The 23,842-nt window shown below is 41.9% G+C and carries 16 protein-coding genes and 1 pseudogene; 4 read left to right on the top strand and 13 right to left on the bottom strand.

Features of this window, described 5'->3' with window-relative positions; translation table 11 throughout:
• Positions 1-186: 186 nt before the first annotated feature.
• The 9 genes from IM485_RS22015 to trmD form a co-directional block, all read right to left on the bottom strand.
• Positions 187-3,930, bottom strand: a complete 3,744-nt coding sequence (locus tag IM485_RS22015; protein ID WP_287745575.1) for a type IIG restriction enzyme/methyltransferase — start codon at positions 3,928-3,930, stop codon at positions 187-189.
• A 173-nt stretch (positions 3,931-4,103) separates the two neighbouring features.
• A complete protein-coding gene (locus IM485_RS22010; RefSeq protein WP_287745573.1) occupies positions 4,104-4,847 on the bottom strand; it encodes a DUF1995 family protein in 744 nt (247 codons plus the stop codon).
• A gap of 386 nt (positions 4,848-5,233) precedes the next feature.
• Complete coding sequence (locus IM485_RS22005; RefSeq protein WP_002734486.1) at positions 5,234-5,506, bottom strand: hypothetical protein; 273 nt, start codon at positions 5,504-5,506, stop codon at positions 5,234-5,236.
• Between the two features lie 5 nt (positions 5,507-5,511).
• Entirely contained in the window at positions 5,512-6,225 is a 714-nt protein-coding gene (locus tag IM485_RS22000; protein WP_287745571.1) for a hypothetical protein, read from the bottom strand.
• Between the two features lie 121 nt (positions 6,226-6,346).
• Positions 6,347-8,092: a diflavin flavoprotein gene (locus IM485_RS21995; protein WP_287745569.1), complete on the bottom strand. Its 1,746-nt coding sequence runs from the start codon at positions 8,090-8,092 to the stop codon at positions 6,347-6,349.
• Between the two features lie 58 nt (positions 8,093-8,150).
• The gene (locus IM485_RS21990; RefSeq protein ID WP_287745567.1) at positions 8,151-8,651 is read right to left on the bottom strand and encodes a phosphate-starvation-inducible PsiE family protein; all 501 of its coding nucleotides are present in this window, start codon (positions 8,649-8,651) and stop codon (positions 8,151-8,153) included.
• A gap of 142 nt (positions 8,652-8,793) precedes the next feature.
• Positions 8,794-10,518, bottom strand: coding sequence for a diflavin flavoprotein (locus IM485_RS21985; RefSeq protein WP_287745565.1), 1,725 nt, complete (start codon positions 10,516-10,518; stop codon positions 8,794-8,796).
• Between the two features lie 413 nt (positions 10,519-10,931).
• Positions 10,932-15,650 (bottom strand): beta strand repeat-containing protein, encoded by a 4,719-nt coding sequence (locus IM485_RS21980; RefSeq protein ID WP_287745563.1) that lies wholly within the window; start codon positions 15,648-15,650, stop codon positions 10,932-10,934.
• A 284-nt stretch (positions 15,651-15,934) separates the two neighbouring features.
• Positions 15,935-16,630, bottom strand: a complete 696-nt coding sequence (gene trmD, locus IM485_RS21975; RefSeq protein WP_130756548.1) for a tRNA (guanosine(37)-N1)-methyltransferase TrmD — start codon at positions 16,628-16,630, stop codon at positions 15,935-15,937.
• A gap of 373 nt (positions 16,631-17,003) precedes the next feature.
• Here trmD and IM485_RS21970 point away from each other — a divergent pair, with 373 nt between their 5' ends.
• A complete protein-coding gene (locus IM485_RS21970) occupies positions 17,004-17,858 on the top strand; it encodes a cyanophycinase (RefSeq protein WP_287745577.1) in 855 nt (284 codons plus the stop codon).
• 107 nt (positions 17,859-17,965) lie between these two features.
• Positions 17,966-20,599, top strand: coding sequence for a cyanophycin synthetase (cphA, locus tag IM485_RS21965; RefSeq protein ID WP_287745561.1), 2,634 nt, complete (start codon positions 17,966-17,968; stop codon positions 20,597-20,599).
• Between the two features lie 105 nt (positions 20,600-20,704).
• Here the strand turns inward: cphA and IM485_RS21960 are convergent.
• Together IM485_RS21960 and IM485_RS21955 are read right to left on the bottom strand one after the other, a co-directional pair.
• A pseudogene (locus tag IM485_RS21960) lies at positions 20,705-20,855 on the bottom strand (ISNCY family transposase); the annotation flags it as partial.
• 290 nt (positions 20,856-21,145) lie between these two features.
• Positions 21,146-21,646, bottom strand: coding sequence for a helix-turn-helix domain-containing protein (locus IM485_RS21955; protein ID WP_287745559.1), 501 nt, complete (start codon positions 21,644-21,646; stop codon positions 21,146-21,148).
• Positions 21,647-21,831: 185 nt separating this feature from the next.
• On the opposite strand from IM485_RS21955, the gene IM485_RS21950 reads away from it, so the two are divergent.
• Both IM485_RS21950 and IM485_RS21945 read left to right on the top strand, forming a co-directional pair.
• The gene (locus tag IM485_RS21950; protein WP_287745557.1) at positions 21,832-22,194 is read left to right on the top strand and encodes a hypothetical protein; all 363 of its coding nucleotides are present in this window, start codon (positions 21,832-21,834) and stop codon (positions 22,192-22,194) included.
• A gap of 85 nt (positions 22,195-22,279) precedes the next feature.
• A complete protein-coding gene (locus tag IM485_RS21945) occupies positions 22,280-22,588 on the top strand; it encodes a hypothetical protein (protein ID WP_002746172.1) in 309 nt (102 codons plus the stop codon).
• Positions 22,589-23,040: 452 nt separating this feature from the next.
• Here the strand turns inward: IM485_RS21945 and IM485_RS21940 are convergent, their stop codons facing one another.
• Positions 23,041-23,361 carry a DUF5615 family PIN-like protein gene (locus tag IM485_RS21940; protein ID WP_002781446.1) on the bottom strand — a complete coding sequence of 107 codons (321 nt, stop codon included), beginning with the start codon at positions 23,359-23,361 and terminating at the stop codon, positions 23,041-23,043.
• 1 nt (position 23,362) lies between these two features.
• Positions 23,363-23,581, bottom strand: coding sequence for a DUF433 domain-containing protein (locus tag IM485_RS21935; protein ID WP_104396612.1), 219 nt, complete (start codon positions 23,579-23,581; stop codon positions 23,363-23,365).
• Positions 23,582-23,842 lie beyond the last annotated feature (261 nt).

Raw genomic sequence — 23,842 nt, 5'->3', positions numbered from 1 at the left:
ACAGGTGCAAGATTTTGAGAGAATTGTGCTTCCAAACCTTGCGTCTTCATCGGCCCGCGTCCTGTAGGGGCGAAGCATTCGGGCAATAACCTATCGGTGAAACCGTAGATTTTCTATCCGAATGCTTCGCCCGTACTTTTTCAGCAAACCCTAATTAGGGTTTGGTTAATTTTTTAGTATTTTTGCTTAGGGTAAGTCCAGATATTCTTGTTCTGTTAGGGCAAATTCTGGATCAATTATTTTTACTTCATTATAGGTGAGTTGATAGAGTTTGTAAACTAAGTGATCAATCTGCTTTTCTAATTCGCTTGTATCAGCGTTAGGATCGTCTTTTTTAGCGGCGAGAATTTGATCTACTAATTTAATAAATGTTTGTTGATCCTTTGCTTTTTTGATTCTGAGTTGTCCAACAGGGCCTGGATAATATTCAAAACGATAGTCCATAAGCTTACCATAACTTTTAAAATAAAAATCTAAAAGTCGTGAATTAAGCAATGCGAGTATAAACTTTAAATCATATTCTTGCACGCTTTTTTCCTTTAATGTAACTATTGTTGTATCTGCGCTTGAATAGTATTCACTTTCATCTAATGAGAACGTATTTTGTGATGCTTTAAAGCGGCAAATTAATTTTCTATTATTAAACAAAGAAGGATTTCTTCCCCATTGTAAGTCAAACCATCTAATTTTTCCTGATTGAGCTTCACGCCGTTTTGATAACCTTTCTTTATACTGAATTAATCTTTTCTCTAGAGATGGATACAATGATAATTCATCAATACTATTCGTATAAACTAACTTTCTCGTTTCTGCTGGATGAATTGAATATCTAAAAATATCTCCAACTTTTACCCACGTTTTTATATACTGCTGAGGAAGATCTGAAAATTCACCAGTAGTTGAAATAAAAGCTTTGTCCAAACCAGTTATAATTCCTTGATTACAATAAGCAATTTCTTTTAACAAAATAGTATTAGTTTGAATTTTTTCATGAATTTTTAATTCATTACTTTCACCCAAAATCCACTTTGTTTTTTCTTTAATACTATCAATGGCTATGGAAATTAATGAAAAATTCTCAACTTTAACTGCATCATTTTTTTTGGTATCAATATATTTATAGCAAAACATTTCTCCTTGTTGAGGTTGTGATTTATATAAAGTGACAATTAAAGTCTTTATACCAACACCATCAAAGATCACTGAATTTTTAAAATCAATAATTTCATGAATTAGATAATTATTAGATAAGTACACCCTGAGTTTTTCTGCAAACTCTGCCTCAATCCAGTATCTTGAAGATATATAAGAAAGAATTCCAGATTGTTTTAAAAGTCTCAATCCTTGAATAAAAAAGAAATAGTAAATATCAGCTTTTCCGTCAAAAACTTCTGAATAACTTCCTTTAAAAACTTGTCTTTCTTCCAATGAATACATTTTAAAATTTAGATAAGGAGGATTCCCAATCACCACATCAAACCCGATAAAATCCCCGTCATCATTCAACACTTCGGGAAACTCAAACCGCCATTCTAAAGCATTATCATACAGCTTACCGCTTTCAATATCTGCAATTTCAGCAGTTAGCTTATCAATCTCATTATTTAACTTAGTTACTTTTTTCTCCCGCGCTTTTTGCTCCGTCTTAGTCTCCTCAAACAATAAACCCTGATTTTCCAGATTATAAAGTTCCCCTTGTAATTGACGTAACTTCACCTTCTTAGGATTACCGATTAATAAATTGGAACTAAAACCAGCCTTAATCTTAGCAATCAACGTTTCCATCTCCCGCTTTTGTTCCTTATTTTCCGCATTGCGATAAGTCTGTACCGCATTGCGATATTGCTCAATACTAAACCTCTGCTTCTGTAAAACCTGTTTAACATCCACATCCAAAGCAAAGCGACTAATCAAAGAATTACCACACTTGATATTAATATCAATATTTGGCAAAGTTTCTAAATTGCCATCCTCGCGATAATAAGCATTTTTTAAAAGCTCAATCCATAACCGCAAGCGACAAATCGTCACCGAATTAGGATTAATATCCACCCCAAATAAACACCCTTCAATAATCGTCTGTTTCTCATGAAATAAGGCTTGCTGTACTCGTTGCTTTTCTTTATTATTCGGATGATAAGCAAATAAATTCCCCTCATCATCGTAAACCAATAACTTATCGTTTCGCACCTCTACCCGATAATCTTTTAGCGACTTACCCGAAGTATCTAATAAAACCCGTAACTCACTCTTAATCGCGATTATCTCATTCAAAGCTGAAACTAAAAAATGTCCCGAACCCACCGCCGGATCGCAAATCTTCAGGCTATTAATAATAGTATTTGCCTCTCTTTTGTCCTCAATTCGTTCATATAAATCATCTAAAGTTTGACAATTCCAGCCTTTTACTTCATTAAACTTCTGCACGATCGCTCGTCGTATCGTTTCCCGACACATATACATGGTAATAAAACTCGGCGTATAAAAAGAACCGTCCTTATAACCATTAATCTTTTCAAAAATTAACCCCAACACCGAAGCATTAATTAACTTTTCGCTATCTTCTTGAGGATTTTCTAACTCATCTCGATCGAATTTATAAGCATCCAAAAACTCAAACAAATAAGCCAACGTATTTAACTCACCTACTCGCTTATTACCCTGATTATCTTTTAGCACCGTCGCTGTAAAAATGGGTAAAGTTCGCTCCCGCAAATTGCCAATAAAAATCGTTTGCTGTTCCGTCTCCGTTGGTTCAAATAGCGAACTATTTAAATAAGGTACATGAGCAAAAGTCGTTTTAACCTTAGCCTCGCGCTTATTTGTCTCCCTGGCTAACACATCAAAAAACAAACTATCGAGATCATCATAACTGGGAACTTTCGCCAAATTGAGAAAAGCAAAATCTCGATCGCCTTGATGATATTTAATTAATTGCGCTTCCAATAGTTTGAGAAACAAAACCCGATTAATCCAATTAATTGATAACCGCAACGCCACATTATAAAGCCGATCCTCATCCGTAGTTCCAAACTCTTCAGGATTTTTTAATTGTGCAATTTTATCTAAACTATCCAACCGACTAATCGCATTTTCAATCAGGGAACCATCACAGCGATCCCCTTCTTTCATTCGTCCGATTAACTTCTTCCCTTTATCCTTAATTTCCGTCAAACCGATAATATACAAAAGCTCATTATAAAAAGGCTTATTTAAAGTATTACTGTCATTAACAAAAGGTAACTTAAGTAAATGTTCTGGCGAAAGAATCTTGTAAATATCAAGCAAATCTAAATTTTCCAAATCTCGCAGATCAAAATGAGTAAATTTAATTTGCTCAATAACTTTAGTGATCGCTGGTTCGGCAATTTGTTGATAGAAAAAATCCGTTTTCGTACTACTCAGTCTCCCAGCTTCAAAATCGCAAAACTGGTTAACTAGAGCCTTATTAGCAAAAAACAACTCCTCAAAAATCTTCGCATCGAAAATAAACCACTCATAAATATTTGTCACGATCAAGTGTTTAATCTCAAGATTTTTATCCGTCACCCTTTCGCGGAGAAAATATAAAACTAACTGCTGAAAAGCCTTAGTATTGAGATTATCCAGTCTTGGCATTTCTGCATTTATTGTCCGAGTAGGTTTCTTAGTCTCAAAAATGACCCCCACTGGACTTTTAACATCCTGGTTATTATGAATCACCAGATCAATGCGCTCTTTTGTATTGATAAAATAGCGATCAGTATAATAGGTATTTTTTAAAAAATCTATCAGCAAATTTTTATTAAACTCTTCGGACTTTTTGCTGTCACATTGCTCCAACAAGCGCGTCAAATTAGCTTGAAAAACCTGAATTGTTTCAGTATCAGGCTTAATTTTCAAGTACACCCGATTTAAGGCTTGCTTGAGTTCTCGCTTATTGACGATCATAAAAGTTTACCTCTAGGGAAACTACCGATTAATTTTATTATAGCATTGCCAAATGATCGGTTAAAATAGAAGGATAAAAGTTGCAATCGAGGTCAATCTGTAGAAGCCAAGAATTTCTAACAGCAATGGGGAAATAATCCCCCGTTAAGTTACGCTGTGACGGGGGGAGTATGTCACTGTTGTAATGCTTTTAAGAAGCGTCCCATAGTGGCAAATAAACCGGACTTTTTGGCTTTATTAGCAGGATTAGAACCATCATTAGGATTATTACTAGAAGCTTTCAGAATCAGATTTTCTAAAGCTTCGCCCATGGGTTTAGTGGATTGTTCGGAAATTAACTCGTAACCGTCTTCTTTTTCGAGCCAAACTTGCCACAAAGAGGGATAGGAACGATACACGATCGCTGATTCCAAGGGACGAAAATAATAACAACTTTCTAGGATACTTAAAAATCTTTCTCGCAATTGTCGGGCTGCGTAACCGATACCCACTACCGATACATCTTCCAATTGGGGAATTAGAAGAACTACGGGGCGATCTTCGGCAAGGTTACAGAGTTTTTCTACGGAATTAATCTCAACTGAGGAGGGACAAACAACTAAAAAAACTTCATCTTCGGGCTTAATTTTGTTTTCGACGGGAATAAAACGACTACCTAAATCTCCCAGTTGAAAAACTGTTTCTCCCCAATCCCGTCGAGCTAACATGGCGGCCCCAGTATCGGGAAAAATTACCCTTAAACCAGAACCATAACTGTCAAAAATAGAGGCAAAATCAAGGGCTAAAGCTTGCGCTTGCAGGGCAATTTCTGGGATAACTAATTCCACTTGTATGCGTCTAGCTCCCGATTCTAGAGCCAGTTGAGTGGCGGCTTTCGCTTGCAGGATCGTTTCTTCTAGGGAATTGGGTAGGGTCATTTCAGTTATCAGTTATCAGTGAGCAGTTATCAGTTATCAGTTATCAGTGAGCAGTTATCAGTTATCAGTTATCAGTTATCAGTGATTACCTCTGGTCGTCGGTGGCTTAAAATCAGAAAGATTTTAATTTTTATAAAAGGTAGGGTTGATTCATGAATGAACCCTACGTCCTGTAGGGGCGAAGCATTCGGGCAATAACCTATCGGTGAAACCGTAGATTTTCTATCCGAATGCTTCGCCCGTACTTTTTGCCGCAAACCCTACTTAAGTTTAGATGAAGTATGACGATATCTGGCATCATCCCCAGCATTAAGATAAATCCTATAAAATACCTTTAGTTTTTAAGAAGAAAGTCGGTAATCGGGGAAAAGGTGAGGAGAGAAAGCTTAGGAAAGCTGATAGGATCCGTGACGTTGGGCATAATAACCGAGAATTGCCGTGACCAGAGGGCGATCGCTTTCCTGAAAAGTCTCGGTATAGTTAATTTCTAGACTGCCGATCTGACTTTGGTGATAATCGAATTGTTGGAACTGCTGGGGAGTGAGATGGGTTTCCACACCCTGAACCTGTTGTAAATGGCTGGCTAACTCTCGATAGATAGCCAAGGGCATTTGGGGATAAATAATAGTTTGTTTTTGTTGAATAGCAATCGATCGCACGGGTTTTATTCTCCTGATTCGGGAATATTATAACTGATCGAGGCCTGCGGTGCGGCGGCGGGTTCGAGGACACCATCCCCTAGGCGACGGGTAATAGTTCGACCGCTTTGTTGTAGAACAATATAGGGGTTATCGGGATCGGTGTTGATCGCTTTAACTAAAATTAAACCATTAGAGAGGGTAGAACCGGGGATAACTCGACGTTCCGTGGCTTCTCCGGGGGCTTTCACGATCGCCATAGGAGTGGTAGGCAACCGGAGAATGCCCGATACTTGCACTTCTTCCGCTTCCGTCGGTTGCGGTGGTGGTGGCGGCGTTTTCACTATCGGTCGTCCGGGGGTGGGAGGATTGCCCATTGCTGCTGGTCCGGCTGTGGTAGCCCCCGGAGTCCCACCCGGGGGTTCTTCCGCCACTGTGATTGTAATATTTGGTTGTAGGGGAAGGGGGGCAAAGGGATCCCTGCGACCGCGATTAATTTCTGCCCGTTTTTGGTCGGGATCGGTGGCGGGAATCAATCCATGTACTTTTGGGGTGGCTGGTTCGGTAGCCGGTTGCACAGCACCGCTAAAGGCGGGTGGTTGGGCAGCTGGGGGACTAGGAGAGGGGGTGGGGGTTTCTTGGCTGGGTGGTGGGGATTGATTAGCTTGGTCAGAAGCTGGACATCCCACCAACAATAAAGCGACACTCCCCACCGATAGGACTAGCGGCAATTTTTTCATGGGGAAACAAAGACAAAATAGCCCGGTCGGACAACCTTGGATATTAACATAACCTATGTTTCCCAGAAATCTAGGCTGATTACACGGGGAAAGTCAGGAACTTTGCCCCGCTAGTCCAGTTTTAGTACTGACTACCGGATTTACGATGACCGATGGCGGTGACACCGTTACTATCCAAAACTTGACCCCGCTCGACGGTGGCATAGACTAGCCAGCGATCGCCGCAGAGTTGTCGCTCTTTCACCGTACACTCCAGATAGGCGAGACTTTCGCTTAAAATCAGACAGCCATTTTCCCCGACTTGGGTTTCTAATTCCGTAAAGACATCGCTGCCGGATTTGATGCAATTGGAAAAATGGCGGCGTAAATTGCGCCCTTCCTTGAGAATATTCAAGGTGAAGACGGTTCCCGAGTTAATTAGGCGATCGGCGGCTTGTTCATCAGCAACGGCGATAATTAGCCCCGGGGGGTTAAAACTGGCTTGGGATACCCAAGAGGTCAAGAAACCAGCATGATCCTCGCCCTGACGAGTGGTGAGAACAGAAAGGGAACCGACGATCCGACCAACGGCCTGGGCAGTGCGATCGATTTGTGTTTCCGTCATTCCCTGTTGGGGAACCCGCAATTTTTTGGTTTTTTTCAAGGTCTGGGCGAAGGTTTCTCCGGCTGAATAACCTGCTTGTAAACTGCTTTCTGTGGGGTTAAAACGCACGCGCAAGGATTCAAAACCAAGGCGATAATTGGCATCTTTGAGTTTAGTTTCAATTAAATCTACCGCTTCCCCACTCCAACCGTAGGAACCAAAAACCCCGGCTAATTTAGTTTTTGCTGCCGTGGAAAGAACGATTCCTAAAGCGGTTTGAATTTGGGTAGGGGCGTGACCAGCTAAGGTGGGAGAACCGATAATAAATCCGTCACAATTTTCGATCGCTTGACTAATTTCGGCAGGGGTGGCAAACTCACAATTGATTGATTCTACGGCCAGATCATTTTCTAATAATCCTCGTTCGATCGAGCGGGCCAGGGTGGCAGTATTTCCGTAGGCAGAAGCATATAATAAAGCCACTTGTAGGGGTCGAGTTTTTTGTTCTTGACACCAATAACGATAATCGTGGGCAAGACGACTAAGACTATAACGAATTATCGGACCGTGGGCAGGTGCATAATATTGGGCGGGAAATTCTTTAATTTTGTCGAGGGCTGTTTCTACTGTTTTAGATTGCACGGCATGGAGACAATCAAAATAATAACGACGATCTGCGTCTAATTCTTTCCAATTTTTATCCCAAATATCGTCACTGCACAGATGCACACTAAAGAATTTATCGCTGTATAAAATTTGGGTTTTTTGGTCAAAAGTGCAGATTCCATCAGGCCAGCGCGGCGTAGGGACATTAATAAAACTTAGTTGATGACCTTGCCCTAAATCAAGGATTTCATCGGTTCGTATGCCCAAAATTTGGGCATCAGGCAAGGCATTTTTCAGGGTATTGACGGCAGCTTTAGAACAGAGGATGGTGATTTGATGGGTTTCGGCTAATAATGCCTTTAAAGTGACGATACGGTTAGGATTAACGTGACTGAGAATTAGATAATCAAGACGATGTAAGGGGACATATTGACGAATTTCTTCTAAATAAATTTCGGTGAAGGATTCTCCGGGAGGATCGATTAAGGCGGTTTTATCGCCCCGGATAAGATAGGAATTAGCGGTGGTTCCCCGTTGACGAGCATATTCTATTTCAAATTTTAATCTGTCCCAAGTACGCGAGCGAAAAACCCAAGTTTGATTGGCAATTTCGCTGGTTTGAACATCGCGGGAGCGATTATTAATAGCAGGATTGGAAATTAAGGTAGTAGTGGTCATAGTTGTTAATTTGGTTATTAGTTGTACTGATAACTGATAACTGATAACTGATAACTGACTAAATTTTGCTGTTTATTTCAGTTAAGTCTTTAACTAAATGTTGACGATAACGTTCAGAAACTTTTTGTTCGGGATCGATACCTTCAAAGGTGGGAGGAAGCCAAACTCTTAATACCATTAATGTGCCAAGAACTATTAGAAAAGCACAGGCGGCTAATACTTGTGTCCAATTAGTTTCTAGGACTCCTCTGACAATTAATTCTCGCAAAACCGAGACGATCGAAACTTCCACAGCAACACCGATAGAAACTCGTTTTTCTTGCAAATAAATAATTAACAATCGGAACAATTCTACTAGAATTAAGAGGAATAAAATATCGGCGGTAATAATCCGAAATTGAATCGGTGGCAGCAGAGACATAAACATTTCTCTGACTTCTAACACCATGAAGCTAAATAAACCAATACAGAGAGAAATGACAATTAAATCTTGAATCATTTCTAAGACTTGCACTACTCGCACCATTATTGGGGACGGGGTTTTAATTGGTTCGTACATTTTATTGCTCCTAAGATTGATAGAATTTGGTGTTAGGAAAGTGGGGAAGTAGGGTGATGGGAAGAATAAATAAAAATAATCTCCTGCCTCCTGCCTCCTGATAACTGATAACTGATAACTGATAACTGATAACTGATAACTGTTAATAATGGTTGCCAACTTTGCGATGATGGACAGCAGTTAAGGTATCTAAACGGGCAACTCGTCCGCTATTAACAGTACAATAAACTACCCAATGATCGCCGCAATCTAAACGACTGGTTACTTCACATTCTATATAAGCTAAGGCATCGGCTAAAATTGGTGATCCATTGTTAGCAGTGTAGGTTTTAATGCCTTCAAAACGATTGGCACCGGGAGAGAAACGCTTGAGGAAATGTTTCATTAATTTCTGGTAATTATCCTCAGCCAAAACATTTAAAACAAAGGTATCGCTAGGCTGTAAAAAGGATACCATTGCTCGATCTTTAGCCACTGCAATCGCCACACCTAAAGGATTTAAACTTGCTTGTGTCACCCAAGAGGCAATCATGGCATTAGATAAATCAGCTTTTTGGGAAGTAATTAAGTACAATCCGGTGCTAATACGTCCTAGAGCCTTTTCTAAGTCGTTATTAATCGATTTAATTTGTTTAATCGTTTTTTCTCGGCTTAACCATTGACCGAGGTCGGTTCCTGCTTCATCGGCAATTAAATCGAGGGATTGATGGGAATTGTCTTTAACTAAAAGAGGAGGAAAAGCTTCGATCGCCCCGATTTCCTGTAATTTATTTCTTAAGGGGAAAATTGGTTCATCTTCCCCACCTCCTGACTCAAATAATCCCACCGCTTGTTTGCCATTAATTGAAGCAATAATCGTGCTTAAAATCGTCTGGTTAATCGGGGAAGATTGGGGAGGCATTCCGATGATAACTCCCTTAGATTGATTGATCAATTCTCTGACTTCGTGGGGATCAGCATTATTCATATCGACTAATTCTGTCACCACATCAGTTTTAGTCAAACCCTGACTAATCATAGTAGCTAAATGTTCGCTTTGTCCGTAATCTTGGGTAAAGAATACAGTCACTAAAGTATCAGCAGAAGTTTGTTCTTGACTCCAAGTTTGATAGCGTCCCACCCAATCAGAAATATGGTGTTTTAATAGGGGGCCGTGACCAGTGGCAATGAGATTAATTTCAAATTTCTCGATTCTTTTAATTGCCCCTAAAACTGAACGGGCATTCGGTCGCATCAGACAGTCATAATAGGTTTGAAAATCGCCTTCTAGCAGGTCTTTTTCTCGATCATAGGTTTGATCATCACAAAAGTGCATTCCGAAGGCATCACAGGTAAAAAGCGTGGCAGTTTTAGCATCAAAAGTGAAGATAGTATCAGGCCAATGAAGATTAGGGGCCGCAACAAATTCTAAAACATGGCCATTACCTAAATCTAAAGTATCACCACTTTTAACTATTAACTGTTTAAAGGGTCTGTGTACCATGTTTTCGAGGAATTGCATGGCAACTTTTGCCCCCACCACGGTAACTTCTGGGACTAATTCTAAAACTTCTTTGACTAAACCACTGTGGTCGGGTTCGGTGTGACTGATAATTAAATAATCAAGATGATTGATGTTGATTAGTTTAGTTAATTCCTCCAGATAAAGGCGATCGAATTTGCGGTGAGATGTATCAATGAGGGCCGTTTTTTCCCCTTGAATAACAAAAGAATTATAAGTGGTACCGTTTTCTAAACCAAATTCGATATCAAAGCGATCGCGGTCCCAATCCAAACAGCGCAGGGTAAAGGTATTTTCAGCGATTTCTTGGATTTGTGTGGTTAAACGGCTGGTTTTAGCGGGTTTTGGGGTGATTAAAGCAACCATAATTTCTATCTCCCACAGGATTTGATTCGGAACTGCATTTGCTTAATTCCTATGGTGACTTGCTTTCAGGGATTTGTAAAATACCAATTACTCAAGTCAATGATTAGTTAGATTTATATAACCTTTTCTCTATGGTTGCGGATATTAATTTGAGTGCTGGCCTTACCGAATCAAGACCTGAATGCTGATTGTGCATCCTATCCACAGGTTAGCTTAGTCCTCGGTTTCGCGTACTACACTTTTGCCTATTTGTCAAGCTTTTTACACAATTCTTAATATTTCCCTCGTTTTTGCTCTCTCGCTCTCTTGGGGTGTTTTGTTTTCGATGTCAGTCTATGGGTGAACCTGTAACCCTTAACACAAGTCCAGAAAAAGGGTTTCTCGAAGAAACCCTTTTTCTCTGTGTGGCTAGGTTAATTTATCAGTGTGAAATCAGCCGCTATCAGGGTAGGAACAGTCAACAAATTGGCAAATTCAGAGCCGCTTCCTAAGCCAGCAGCACTACCATTTTGATTGTAGTAAATACTGCCACTGCTGTTACTGTAAACGATAAAGGCGCTGCTAATGGCGACTAAATCATCGTCATCGACGCTGGCAAATTCTGCTGGTTGACTGAAGCCATTGCCAATGATACTTTGTAAGGCAGTAAAGATGGCTTTACTTAATACTATTTTATCGCTGCCGGGGGTGAAATCGCTGATGGCATCGATGCCTAAATTACTACTGTTGAAGATAAAATTATCGCTACCATTACCCCCGGTGAGTAAATCATCGCCAAAACCACCAATTAAACTATCGTTTCCGTTTTGACCAGTTAATTGATCGTTGCCACCACCACCAGTTAGAGTATTATTAAGGCTATTCCCAGTTAGTCGGTCATTACCGCTATCACCAATAATATTTTCGATGGTGTTATTTGCCGAAAAAGTCAATCTTAGATTATTGGTGACGGCGGTTTGGTTTGTAGTAACACCTAAGTTAACTCTTACTGCGGTATTTGTCCCAGTAAAGTCGATGGTATCGATACCGCCGGTGGTAGTTTCTTGGATGGTATCGCTTCCTAATGGGGTTGAAGCATTGAAGTGATAAGTATCATCACCGTTACCGCCAGCGAGGATATTGTTACCGCTATTTCCGGTGATTTTATTGTCACCAGCGTTACCTGTACCGTTAATATTATTAGTCCCAATTAGTCTGAGGTTTTCCACATTAGTGGGTAAGGTGCGAGTAATTGCGCTTTGTAGGGTGTCAGTAATAATTACTTGTCCAATTGCTTCGTCGGGATTGATGGTAGCATTAACCGGATTTGATAGGGTTACTGTAAAAGCTTCATCAGGTTCATTGAGGTTATCATTGAGGATGGGAATGCTAATAGTAGCAGTGGAAGCATTAGGTGCAATGGTGAGGGTTCCTGTCTGGCTAGTGTAATCTACATTAGCGGTAGCATCAATGGGTGCAGTGGTATAGTTGACGCTAATTGCTTGAGAATTGGGGTTATTGACAGTAACAGTGAGGATGGCATTACTATTTTGACCTTCCACCACGGTGATGTCATTGATGGAGAGTTGCGAGGTGACAGTGCTATCGTCATCATTAATCGTACCTTGTCCTTGATTATCGTTTATCGTAACATTAAGACCATTGGCTTGTAAGTTACTCAGATTGACGAAGAAAGTCTCGTTATTTTCAACTTTAGTATCCCCATTGACAGCAACAGTAATCGTCTTAGAAGTCTCCCCAACATTGAAGGTTAAGGGAGTAGTAGCAATCGCTGTATAATCATTATCTGCTGTCGTAGCGGTTCCATTGGCTGTAGAGTAATTGAGGGTGACAGATGTATCGACGGGATTGGAAAGGGTGACGGTAAATACTGCATTGGTAGTCCCGCTATTTCCTTCGCTAACAGTTACGTCATTGATTGAAATAGAGGCACTGTCATCATTATTAATTGTTCCCGTCACTGGGGTGGTCGTACCTACTGTATAACCTGTCCCGGTCGCGAGGGTTAAAATAACAGTTTCGTTACTTTCTAATATTGTGTCAGCAGTTGGGTCAACAGTTACAGTCGCGGTCGCTGAATTAGCCGCAAAGGTGACTGTATTGGTAGTCCCTGTACGAGTGTAATCGGTATTGAGAGTCGCTGTCCCTCCGAGGGTGTAATTGACGGTTAAAGCATTTGTTGTTACACCAGTGCGGGTGAAGGTATAGACTAAGTTGGTTGTCCCATCTTCTGTCACACTACTGGGAGAGACAGCAAGAGTAATACTAGGGAAATCATCATTGGTAATTGTCCCCGTGGCTGCGTTGGGAGTACCTATCGTATAACCTGTCCCCGCAGCAAGAGTTAAAATAACAGTCTCATCGGGTTCAACTGTAGTATCAGCAGTGGGGTCAACGATTACCGTCGCAGTGGATGAACCAGCAGCAAAGGTGACTGTATTGGTAGTCCCGGTACGAGTGTAGTCGGTATTAAGAGTCGCTGTCCCTCCGCGGGTGTAATTGACTGTCAAAGCATTTGTTGTTACACCGCTACGAGTGAAGGTATAGACTAAGTTAGTTGTCCCATCTTCAGTAACACTACTGGGAGAAACTGCTAGGGTGACACTGGTATCATCATTGGTAATTGTTCCCGTGGCTGCGTTGGGAGTACCTACTGTATAACCTGTCCCCGCAGCAAGAGTTAAAATAACAGTCTCATCGGGTTCAACTGTAGTATCAGGAGTGGGGTCAACGGTTACCGTCGCGGTCGCTGAATTAGCAGCAAAGGTGACACTGGTGGGAATAGAAGTGTAATCGGTTCCATTAGTAGCTGTTCCCCCAACTGTATAGTTAGCGGTTAAGGCGCTGGTAGTAGAACCGGTACGAGTAAAGGTATAGACTAAGTTAGTTGTCCCATCTTCTGTCACACTACTGGGAGAAACTGCAAGGGTAATACTGGGAAGAGTCGGACTAGAAACATAGCTAAAATAACTAGCAGTTAGACTTAATGCTGTTTGATCAGTGATATAAGCAATCAGTTCATCTGCTTCGCTGCCTGGTTTGTTGATGTAGAGATTAGTAGTGGAACCAGAAACTGTTAAGAGATAGTCACTACTTGAACCGCGTAGCTGAATTATATCATCAGTGGTGCTAAAGTCGGCAATTTCCGCGTAGTCGCTAGTACCTTCAGTAGCTGTCAAACCGTCATCATAGAAGGTCTTTGTCGTATCTGCAAGGATAAAGCGATCGCTTCCTGAACCTCCTACTAAATAATCAGATTCTCCTGTACCGCCATCTGTTCCTTGTAGGGTGTCATTCCCATTACCACCATAAAGCTGATCATTATCAGCACCCCCATTGAGGACATCATTCCCATTCTCTCCATCAATGATGTCAGCACCAGCATTACCTGAAATAGTATCGTTACCCTCTCTACCATACAAATATTCATAGTAACCTACTGCTGTACCGCCAAAAATGACATCATTATAATCAGTTCCCTTAAACCCGTTAAAATTCTCAATCGAAGTAAAGGTATCAGTTTCCGTACCGACAGTAATCGTTCCACTCCCAGCGGTGTCGTAGGTCATGGTTAAACCACTACTACCATAGCTGTAGTCAGCATGATAGCTATCACTACCAGCACCACCATTTATCGTGTCATTATTGCCTTCATCGCCGGTAAAGTAATCATCTCCTGAATCACCATTGAGGAGATCATTCCCATTACCACCATAAAGCTGATCATTACCTACACCCCCATTGAGGACATCATTCCCATCTTCTCCATAAATGTAGTCATCACCAGCATTACCTGAAATAGTATCGTTACCACCTCCACCTTTGAGTTCCTCAACAGCTGTACCGCCAAAAATGACATCATTATATTCAGTTCCCTTAAACCCGTTAAAATTCTCAATCGAAGTAAAGGTATCAGTTTCTGTACCGACAGTAATCGTCCCACTCCCGGTAGCGGTGTCGTAGGTCATGGTTAAACCGCTACTAGCATAGCTGTAGTCAGCCTCATAGCGATCAGTCCCACTACCACCATTTATCGTGTCATTACCGTCCTCATTGGTAAAGTAATCATCTCCCGCATCACCATTGAGGAGATCATTCCCACTACCACCATAAAGTTGATCATTATCAGCACCACCATTGAGGACATCATTTCCATCCTCTCCATAAATGTCGTCATAACCAGCATTACCTGAAATAGTATCGTTACCACTTCCACCTTTGAGTCCAGCATAATAATAATAAGATTCACTTTCTGTCCCGCCAAAAATGACATCATTATACTCAGTTCCCTTAAACCCTTCAAAACTCTCAATCGAAGTAAAGGTATCAGTTTCTGTACCGACAGTAATCGTCCCACTCCCGGTAGCGGTATTGTAGGTCATGGTTAAACCACGACTAGCACTACTGTAGTCAACCTCATAGCGATCAGTCCCACTACCACCATTTATCGTGTCATTACCTGCATCGTTGGTAAAGTAATCACTTCCATCCCCACCGTTAAGAGAGTCATTACCATTACCTCCATAAATACTGTCGTGTCCCCCCAAACCACTTAAAGTATCATTGCCATCTAACCCAAAAATATTATCACTGTCAGAAGTTCCCGTAATATTATCATTACCATTAGTACCCGTTAAATTCGCCTGTTCTACTTGAATACTTTCCCCATTTACTATAATAGTTGTCTGGTCATTCTCTGCTCGTAAAGCGTCTAAGGTTGCCACATCTAGACTATTTCCCTGCACCAACTCTGCAAAAATTGCCCCCTCATCTCCCGCACTATCTGTCTGATTAATTTGAGCATCCACATAATGCCCAATTTCTTCTAAAATTACGTTAACTATCGCTGCTGACGAGGCCGTATTTAAAAAAGATGCTGATAGATAAATCTTATTGGTACTGCTGGAATATGCACCATTCGCCGTCCCTAAAACCTCATCACTAAGTACCTCAATTGGGGGAATTTGACTAAAATTTCGGCTTTTCCACTGCTGTTGTAGTTCTGTCGCCTTAACCACATCATAACTTGCTCCAAAAGCGATGGCTAAATTTGCCCAAAAACCATCAGATTGAGCGAAATTAAACAAAACATCGTCAACAACAGGAAGAATCGGCAACAGGGTAGAAGTCATGACATTAACTGGAAAGGTTTATTGTTAACAGTTTTAGCCTAACAATACCCAATCTTTCAAGACCTCTGTAACAGAAATTAATATTTATTACAAGAAAACGGGTTTCTTGAGACAGTCGGGAAAACTATATATAGCGGTTTTCAGTCTGCTGAGGTACAAGAGTTATGGGTTTTAGGCAAGAGGTAAAAGGGAAGAAAAATGGGTGTACCTCACTAGCTTAGGAAACGCTATATTCATAATTTATCATTCATAATTCATAATGCCCACGGGAGCATTTTTGGCGATTAATCCTGTTCCTCTAGCCATTTTTGCCAGAGATCTGGACGACGTTCCTTAGTACGATCGAGTTGTTGTTGATAGCGCCAATCAGCGATATCCTGATGATTACCCGATCGCAAAACCGGCGGCACTTGCCAACCGCGAAAGACCGGCGGCCGGGTATATTGGGGATAATCCAATAAACCTGCCTCAAAACTCTCCAATTTCAACGATTCCGCCTTACCTACTGTACCGGGTAACAACCTCGTCACCCCGTTAATAATCGCTAAAGCCGGGATTTCCCCACAAGTTAGGACAAAATCCCCTAAAGATACCTCTCTAGTCACCAAATGCTCACAAACCCGCTCATCTACCCCTTCATAATGGCCACAGATGAGAATTAACTGCTGATAACTACTGGCCCAAGTTTTCAGTAAAGCTTGATTGAGAGGTTCCCCCTGGGGAGTCATCAGCACGATCTCCCGGGGTGGTAAAATTTCTAAAGACTCGATCGCCTCAAAAATTGGCTCTGGTTTTAATAACATTCCCACACCACCACCGTAGGGTTCATCATCGACGCGACGGTGTTTATCGTGGGCAAAATCCCGGAGATTGACCAAATTTACCCTAGCGATGTCGCGTTCGAGAGCTTTTGCCAACAACCCCGACTGCAGCGGTGAAGTAAAAAAATCGGGAAAGAGAGTAATAATGTCAAACTGCACGGGGAAAATTAAGGCCTAGACTGGAATAGTGTTTAATGTATCATTTTGTCACGGCTCGATCGGTTAAAATCTTGCTAATTTTCCGCTAGTCTATCTCAATAACATGATAGACTATCCTGTACTGTCTAGGGGTTTTTCTGGCTCTAGCTTGAGTGATCGAAGTCTAGCCTAGACTTAAAGTTAACTAACAGTCCGTCATTGCCAGTGGATCGAAGAAAATTGCTAAAATCGCCTCTACTATTGCTTGATGTCCCGAAAAATATTCCTAAACCGCATTTTTTTCCGTCAACCGTTCAGGGAAAATAACATCAAGATACCTGTACATCTTCCCGAAAAACCTTCCATCCCTAAAAATGTCTATTCGTTCAGTGACATGATCATCGAGCTAGAAACCCAACACCACCAAAATCCTACCCCCGTATCTCTCAAAACGGCGATTTTAGTCATTGGAGGTGCCGAGGATAAAGTCCACGGTAAAGAGATACTGCATACCTTTTGGAATCGCGCTGGGGGTAGCGAAGCAGTGATCGCTATTGTTCCCTCCGCTTCCAGAGAGCCAGTTTTAATCGGCGATCGCTATCAGAAGATTTTCGAGGAAATGGGGGCAAAATACGTCAAAGTTATCGATATTCGCGATCGTGTACAGGGAGAAGACCCCCAATTTCAAGCCTACATCGAAGAGTGTACAGGTGTATTTATGACCGGAGGCGACCAGCTGCGTTTATGCGGTTTGCTCTCCGATACTCCCCTGATGGAAAGAATCAGACAAAGAGTGCAACAGGGAGAACTAACCCTAGCTGGAACTAGCGCCGGGGCCGCCGTTATGGGTCATCACATGATTGCTGGGGGCAGCAGCGGGGAAGCACCTAATCGGGCCCTAGTGGATATGGCCATGGGATTAGGTCTCATTCCTGAAGTCATTGTCGATCAACACTTCCACAATCGCAACCGCATGGCCCGGCTAATGAGTGCTATCTCTGGTTATCCCGAACGTTTAGGAATTGGCATCGATGAGGATACCTGCGCTATGTTTGAACGGGATGGCACGATGACGGTAATCGGCTGCGGTACAGTGACGGTAATTGATGCTAGGGAAATGTCCCACACCAACCACCATCACGTCACCGCTAACGAACCCCTGAGTCTGCATAATCTGCGGGTACATATTCTTTCCTACGGTGATGGCTATCATCTCAAAAAACAGCAAGTGATCCCTAAATTGGGGTAAAAAAACTCCTGAAAAACTGTTCACGATGAACAGTTTACCCATCTCGGAAAACCAGACAATAAACAACGGCTTCTTTGTGCTTCTCAACAGCGAACATCAGCTATATCATGAAAATTCTCAGAACCCAAACCCTGCGCGGTCCCAACTACTGGAGTATTCGTCGCGACAAGCTCATTGTTATGCGTCTGGATCTCGAAGATCTCGCAGAGAAGCCATCGAATGAAATCCCAGGCTTTTACGAGGGATTAATCGACGTTCTTCCCAGTTTAGTTGAACATTACTGCTCCCCCGGTTATCGCGGTGGTTTCTTTGAACGAGTCCGCACTGGCACTTATATGGGCCACATCATTGAACATATCGCCCTAGAATTGCAGGAATTGGCAGGAACTCCCGTCGGGTTTGGTCGCACGAGAGGCACCTCCACCCCCGGAGTCTATAACGTGGTGTTTGAATACGTTGAGGAGCAAGCGGGACGTTATGCGGGTCGGGCTGCCGTGCGTTTGTGTCAATCGATTGTCGATACGGGAACCTATCCTAAGGAAGAATTAGCCCAGGATTTAGCCGATTTACGCGATTTATGCAATAATGCCTCCCTCGGTCCGAGTACCGAAACCATCGTCAAAGAAGCACAAGCTAGAAATATTCCCTGGTTACTCCTGAGCGCTCGTGCCATGGTGCAATTGGGCTATGGCGTTCACCAAAAGCGCATTCAAGCCACTTTAAGCAGTTTTTCGGGGATTTTAGCCGTTGAGTTGGCCTGTGACAAGGAAGGCACAAAAACTATCCTCAAGGATGGTGGCATTCCTGTCCCCCGGGGTACGGTGATTCAATACTTGGATGAGTTGTCAGCGGCAATCGAGGAAGTGGGAGGGTTTCCCATCGTGATTAAACCCCTCGATGGCAACCACGGCCGGGGCATCAGCATCGACATCAAAAATCAACAGGAAGCAGAGGAAGCCTATGATCTAGCCAGCGCCGCCTCGAAAACCAGGAGCGTGATCGTAGAAAGGTATTATAAAGGCAGTGATCACCGAATTTTAGTCATAAATGGCAAAGTTGCCGCCGTGGCCGAACGGATCCCCGCTCACGTCGTCGGTGATGGGCGCTCAACTATAGAAGAATTAATCGAAATTACTAATCAGGATCCCAACCGGGGTGACGGTCATGCCAACGTTTTAACTAAAATAACTATTGACAAAACTGCCCTTAATGTGCTAGAGAAACAGGGCTATGAATTAACCAGCATTTTAGCCCACGGAGAGATCGCCTATCTGCGGGCCACCGCTAATTTAAGCACCGGCGGCATCGCCGTGGATCGTACCGACGAAATTCACCCCGAAAACGTCTGGATCGCCCAAAGAGTGGCAAAATTAATCGGTTTGGACATTGCCGGGATCGATGTGGTGACAGAGGATATCCGCAAACCCCTGAAAGAAGTGGACGGGGTAATCGTAGAAGTCAACGCCGCCCCCGGTTTTCGGATGCACGTCGCCCCTAGTCGCGGTTTACCCCGCAATATCGCCGCTCCAGTTATCGATATGTTATTCCCCCCCGGGACTCCCAGTCGCGTGCCAATTCTGGCCATTACGGGAACTAACGGCAAAACCACCACTAGCCGCTTAATTTCTCATATTTGCCGACAAACGGGGAAAGTAGTCGGATTTACCACGACGGACGGCGTGTATATCGATGATTATCTGGTAGAAAAGGGCGATAACACCGGTCCCTACAGCGCCAGTATGATTTTGAAGGATCCCACAGTCGAGATTGCCGTATTAGAAACGGCCCGGGGTGGTATCCTGCGATCGGGTTTAGCCTTTAATCAGTGCGATGTGGGGGTGGTGTTAAATGTGGCCGCCGACCATTTGGGTATCGGCGATATCGACACCATCGAACAAATGGCGAAGGTAAAAAGCGTTGTGGCCGAGGTGGTTAGCGCCGAGGGTTACGCGGTTTTAAATGCCGATGACCCCTTGACCGCTAGTATGGCCGAAAAAGTCAAGGGAAGAGTCGCTTATTTTTCCATGAGTCCCGATAACCCGATTATTCACGACCATATCCGTCGCGGTGGCATGGCCGCCATCTATGAGAATGGCTATCTGTCGATTCTAGAGGGAGAATGGACGCTGAGAATCGAGGAAGCAGTCAATATTCCCGTGACTATGCAGGGAATGGCTCCTTTTATGATTGCTAACGCCTTGGCCGCCTGTTTAGCCACTTTTGTGCAGGGTATCGATATCGAGTTAATTCGCCAAGGGGTGCGGACTTTTAAACCTTCCGTGGCCCAGACCCCCGGCAGGATGAACCTGTTTGACTTGGGACACCATCACGCTTTAATCGATTATGCCCATAATCCCGCCGGATACGAAGCCGTCGGCGGTTTTGTCGGCAATTGGTCCGGCGAAAAAGTCGGCGTGGTCGGCGGACCTGGCGATCGACGGGATGATGATTTAATTTTATTAGGGAAATTATCAGCCCAAATGTTCGATCGGATTATTGTTAAGGAAGATAACGATACTCGCGGTCGCCGCCGGGGAGAAGTGGCCGATTTAATTCTCCGGGGAATTAGCCAAGAAAATGCCAGTTTGCGGCCGGAAGTTATTCTCGATGAAACGGAAGCTTTAGAGAAGGCTTTAAGCACGGTTTCTGAGGGTGGTTTAGTGGTAATTTTCCCCGAAAGTGTCACCCAGGCGATCGATTTGATCGAGAAACATCGACCCCTGACCGATAATCAGGGTTAGAAGTTAGGAAAAAGGTGGTGATTCGGTAGTAGTGATGGAGGCTTAATCCTTTGCTTTGCTGTGCATTGTAGTCATGGATAAAATGCCAAACAGCTTTTAATAGGATTAGTTTGACCAGTTTCTTCCGACTGGTCGATGACGTTTACTCGGAATTACTGTCTTATAGGACTCCCAAAAGTCTGTGTAAGCAACAGCAAATTGTCGATAAACACCAGGTAAACTGGCCCCAAAGTTTTTTGGCTGATTGACGACTCCTAGATTGTCGCCGTCTAACGCGCCCTAAATTTTGCCAAATGCAGATAGGAAAAACTCAGGCGATGACTTTAACTTCAACGTTCAATTTATCTAGCAGCGACGGGACTTAATTCGCTCATTATTTTTGATACTAAGCAAGATAATTCAAGGCATTTTTTAACTATAGCAGTTCTAGATGTTGGGGTTGGCGGTTTAGTTTTGGGGTATTAGTTGAAATTTCTCCATTTCCCTATCCTTGTCAATTGTGTATCAAAGCAGCTTGACATCCATATCTTGATAAATTTATCAAAGTTACTCTGATTTGAGACTATCTAAAATTAATTGTATATCTAAATCAAGAGCCTGAGCAATTTGTTCGATCGTTAATCCTAATCCTATTAGTTTGGGAACAGTTTCTAGTTTTGCTTTAATAACATTATTTTCAGTTTTATAAATATGATAATTTTCTATTTCTCGATTATTAGAAGGGTTATGACAAAAAGTAACCTGATCAATTTTTACAGATTTATTACCCAAATTATTAATACTATTGCTGACAATTAACCTTTCAATTGCTGATCGAACAGTTGATTTATTTAATTCTTCCCCTAACACTTCCGAAAGAATGCGCCAAAGTTCATAGGCTTTATCTCTGGCATGACCTTCAGAACAATTATATTTTTCTGCTATTTTTGCATATCTCTGACCATCAAAAACGTTCTTTAAAATCCCTAATTGCAATGTATCGAGATGCTTTCCCGTGTGGTCAAAAACCAGATTATCAATAAGTGAGAAGACTTCTTGGGTATCCATGGGAGTAATGTTAAGATTTGGGGACATAATACCGTCATTATCCGTTATTTTCCGATATTTGTAAACATAGTTAACAAAACCTCCGACAATATCCGTTTTTTTCCGTCTTGAAATAATTTTAACTGGTTGATACATTGTCGGTAGTGTGGCTTGTTAGTTGTGTCAAATTTTCAGGAAATAAAATTATGCTCTATCCAACAAAAAAATCAATCAGTGTGTTGACTTTAGCAGGGTTTTTTTCAATCCTCCAGTTTACAGTAGGGGTAACTAATTCTAACGCACAAAGTAGTGAAGTTCAGCAATTATTGAACGAATTAAACCTTATGGAGCGGGAAGCTGACCCGCTAATACAGCAAATGATAGCTGAAGACTGGCAAAGAATTTATAGGCTTTCTTGTCAAGGATTAATTCAAGAGGCCAATCAACTCACGAAAAATGGAGATTATTGGGCGACTCAAGTTAATATACCACATTATGCAGCTAGGGCATCGGGAAATTATGCCGCCTCTGAACGGAGATATCAAGAATATAATAGAAGATGTCGGTAATGCCAGTCCATTAATCGGGTGTATCTCAAAATGTTTTTAACCTCAAAGTCAAATCAAACTTATCGCTCAATTTGGTAAAAATCACATGAAAAGTATTCTCGTAACAGCTTCAGCATTTTTATTGGTCATGTCTCCTGTTAACCAAGCAAAAGCTTCTACTCCTGATAATGTACAAACTAAAAACATATTGTGTTTAGACGTGTCAACAAATCAAACTTTTGCTAATACCGAAACTATTTTGTTGGTACAGCAACCTGTAGACCCGGTGTATATTGCTCCATCAACAGGACCAGAGAGCAAATGTACTTATTATATAGTGCGTGGTAAAGATGGAAAAATTTATGACTGCCGAAAATGTACATATGGCGGGCCGTATTGTTTTAGAAGAGAGTAGTGCGACTGTTATTTAAGATTCTAGACATCTGGTCAACAGAACTTCTCGCAATACTTCACTTTTCATGTCTCTGGGGATGCAAGAGAAAACCCTATCGCCATTAGACGATTTAGGTTTAAGGGAAAAATGAAAAATAAACTATAGCAAAGAGCGGGGTGGTTAGGACAATCAATCGCTGAAACCCTTGACCGATAAGAGTTTGAAAATTGAAAGCGTCCTAACTAACTCGTTCTATGCCATACTATTGATCTTGAATGTCTTAAACTTATGTTTTTGCATAGCTTTAGCTACCTTGTTGGCTATTATGGGTGAGCCAATACCTGCATTTTTGATTGGATTTATTGTGTTTATCTTCCTAGGGATAGTTCTTGGAATAATCTTCCCAAGTCGGTAGCCTTAATATCTTAGCCCAGACTCTTGAAAAATGGCTTAAATTCATTTTAAATAGGTTGTTATAAACTTACTACTGTTGCTGTTCCTTTTGTTACTGTTGCCAAAACTTCTAAAACTTTAGGGACCAAAGGCTTTAAATCAGCCAAACGATTTGATTGTGATTGTAAAATAATAATAGCTAGATTAAACTGCGGTAAATTTTGCTCAAACGGCAAATTCTTATCCACTGTAATAAAAATATCAAATTCTTGTGAAGCTAAACCTAACAGTTGACCATTCTTGATCCCAGTCCATCCCATTTGCGGAACAGTTTTGATATTATAACCTGTAAACTCCCTCATTAATCTTCGGTCAATACATTCATCTAAAAGAAGCCTCATTTCACGCTACCCTATCAATAAGCTCTTTTTCAAATTCTGCAAGTAAGCTAATAACTCGTTCTCTTGTTACCGTTGGAAAACCCTCTAAAAAATCATCAATTGATTCTCCTGCTTTAAGATAATCAAAAAGTGTTTGTATCGGAACTCTAGTACCTGAAAAAACAGGAACACCACTCATAGTTTCATGAGATATATTGATAAGAGGCGAATATTTAGCCATTTTGATTACCTTCTTAGCTTCTACAGAGTAGATTAACCCAGAGCAATACGTCTTGTCTTCATATTCTAGCCTAGATTCTTGAAAAATGGGTTAAACTGATGCTAAATAGGGTTTGCTGACAAAGTACGGGCGAAGCATTCGGGCAATAACCTATCGGTGAAACCGTAGATTTTTTATCCGAATGCTTCGCCCCTACAGGACGCGGGCCGATGAAGACGCAAGGTTTTGAAGCACGATTCTCTCAAAATCTTGCACCTGTTT

It is taken from the genome of Microcystis sp. M169S2 (assembly GCF_020245865.1).
GTDB lineage: Bacteria > Cyanobacteriota > Cyanobacteriia > Cyanobacteriales > Microcystaceae > Microcystis > Microcystis ichthyoblabe_A.
Note: the sequence above shows the minus strand (reverse complement) of the source record. Positions and strands in the feature narration are given on the sequence as shown.

Excerpts from the sequence above, each read along its gene's own strand:
- IM485_RS22015 (WP_287745575.1), bottom strand. The coding sequence starts at position 3,930 with ATGATCGTCAATAAGCGAGAACTCAAGCAAGCCTTAAATCGGGTGTAC.
- IM485_RS22010 (WP_287745573.1), bottom strand. The coding sequence starts at position 4,847 with ATGACCCTACCCAATTCCCTAGAAGAAACGATCCTGCAAGCGAAAGCC.
- IM485_RS22000 (WP_287745571.1), bottom strand. The coding sequence starts at position 6,225 with ATGAAAAAATTGCCGCTAGTCCTATCGGTGGGGAGTGTCGCTTTATTG.
- IM485_RS21995 (WP_287745569.1), bottom strand. The coding sequence starts at position 8,092 with ATGACCACTACTACCTTAATTTCCAATCCTGCTATTAATAATCGCTCC.
- IM485_RS21990 (WP_287745567.1), bottom strand. The coding sequence starts at position 8,651 with ATGTACGAACCAATTAAAACCCCGTCCCCAATAATGGTGCGAGTAGTG.
- IM485_RS21985 (WP_287745565.1), bottom strand. The coding sequence starts at position 10,518 with ATGGTTGCTTTAATCACCCCAAAACCCGCTAAAACCAGCCGTTTAACC.
- IM485_RS21980 (WP_287745563.1), bottom strand. The coding sequence starts at position 15,650 with ATGACTTCTACCCTGTTGCCGATTCTTCCTGTTGTTGACGATGTTTTG.
- IM485_RS21970 (WP_287745577.1), top strand. The coding sequence starts at position 17,004 with ATGATCATCGAGCTAGAAACCCAACACCACCAAAATCCTACCCCCGTA.
- cphA (WP_287745561.1), top strand. The coding sequence starts at position 17,966 with ATGAAAATTCTCAGAACCCAAACCCTGCGCGGTCCCAACTACTGGAGT.
- IM485_RS21955 (WP_287745559.1), bottom strand. The coding sequence starts at position 21,646 with ATGGATACCCAAGAAGTCTTCTCACTTATTGATAATCTGGTTTTTGAC.
- IM485_RS21950 (WP_287745557.1), top strand. The coding sequence starts at position 21,832 with ATGCTCTATCCAACAAAAAAATCAATCAGTGTGTTGACTTTAGCAGGG.
- IM485_RS21945 (WP_002746172.1), top strand. The coding sequence starts at position 22,280 with ATGAAAAGTATTCTCGTAACAGCTTCAGCATTTTTATTGGTCATGTCT.
- IM485_RS21940 (WP_002781446.1), bottom strand. The coding sequence starts at position 23,361 with ATGAGGCTTCTTTTAGATGAATGTATTGACCGAAGATTAATGAGGGAG.
- IM485_RS21935 (WP_104396612.1), bottom strand. The coding sequence starts at position 23,581 with ATGGCTAAATATTCGCCTCTTATCAATATATCTCATGAAACTATGAGT.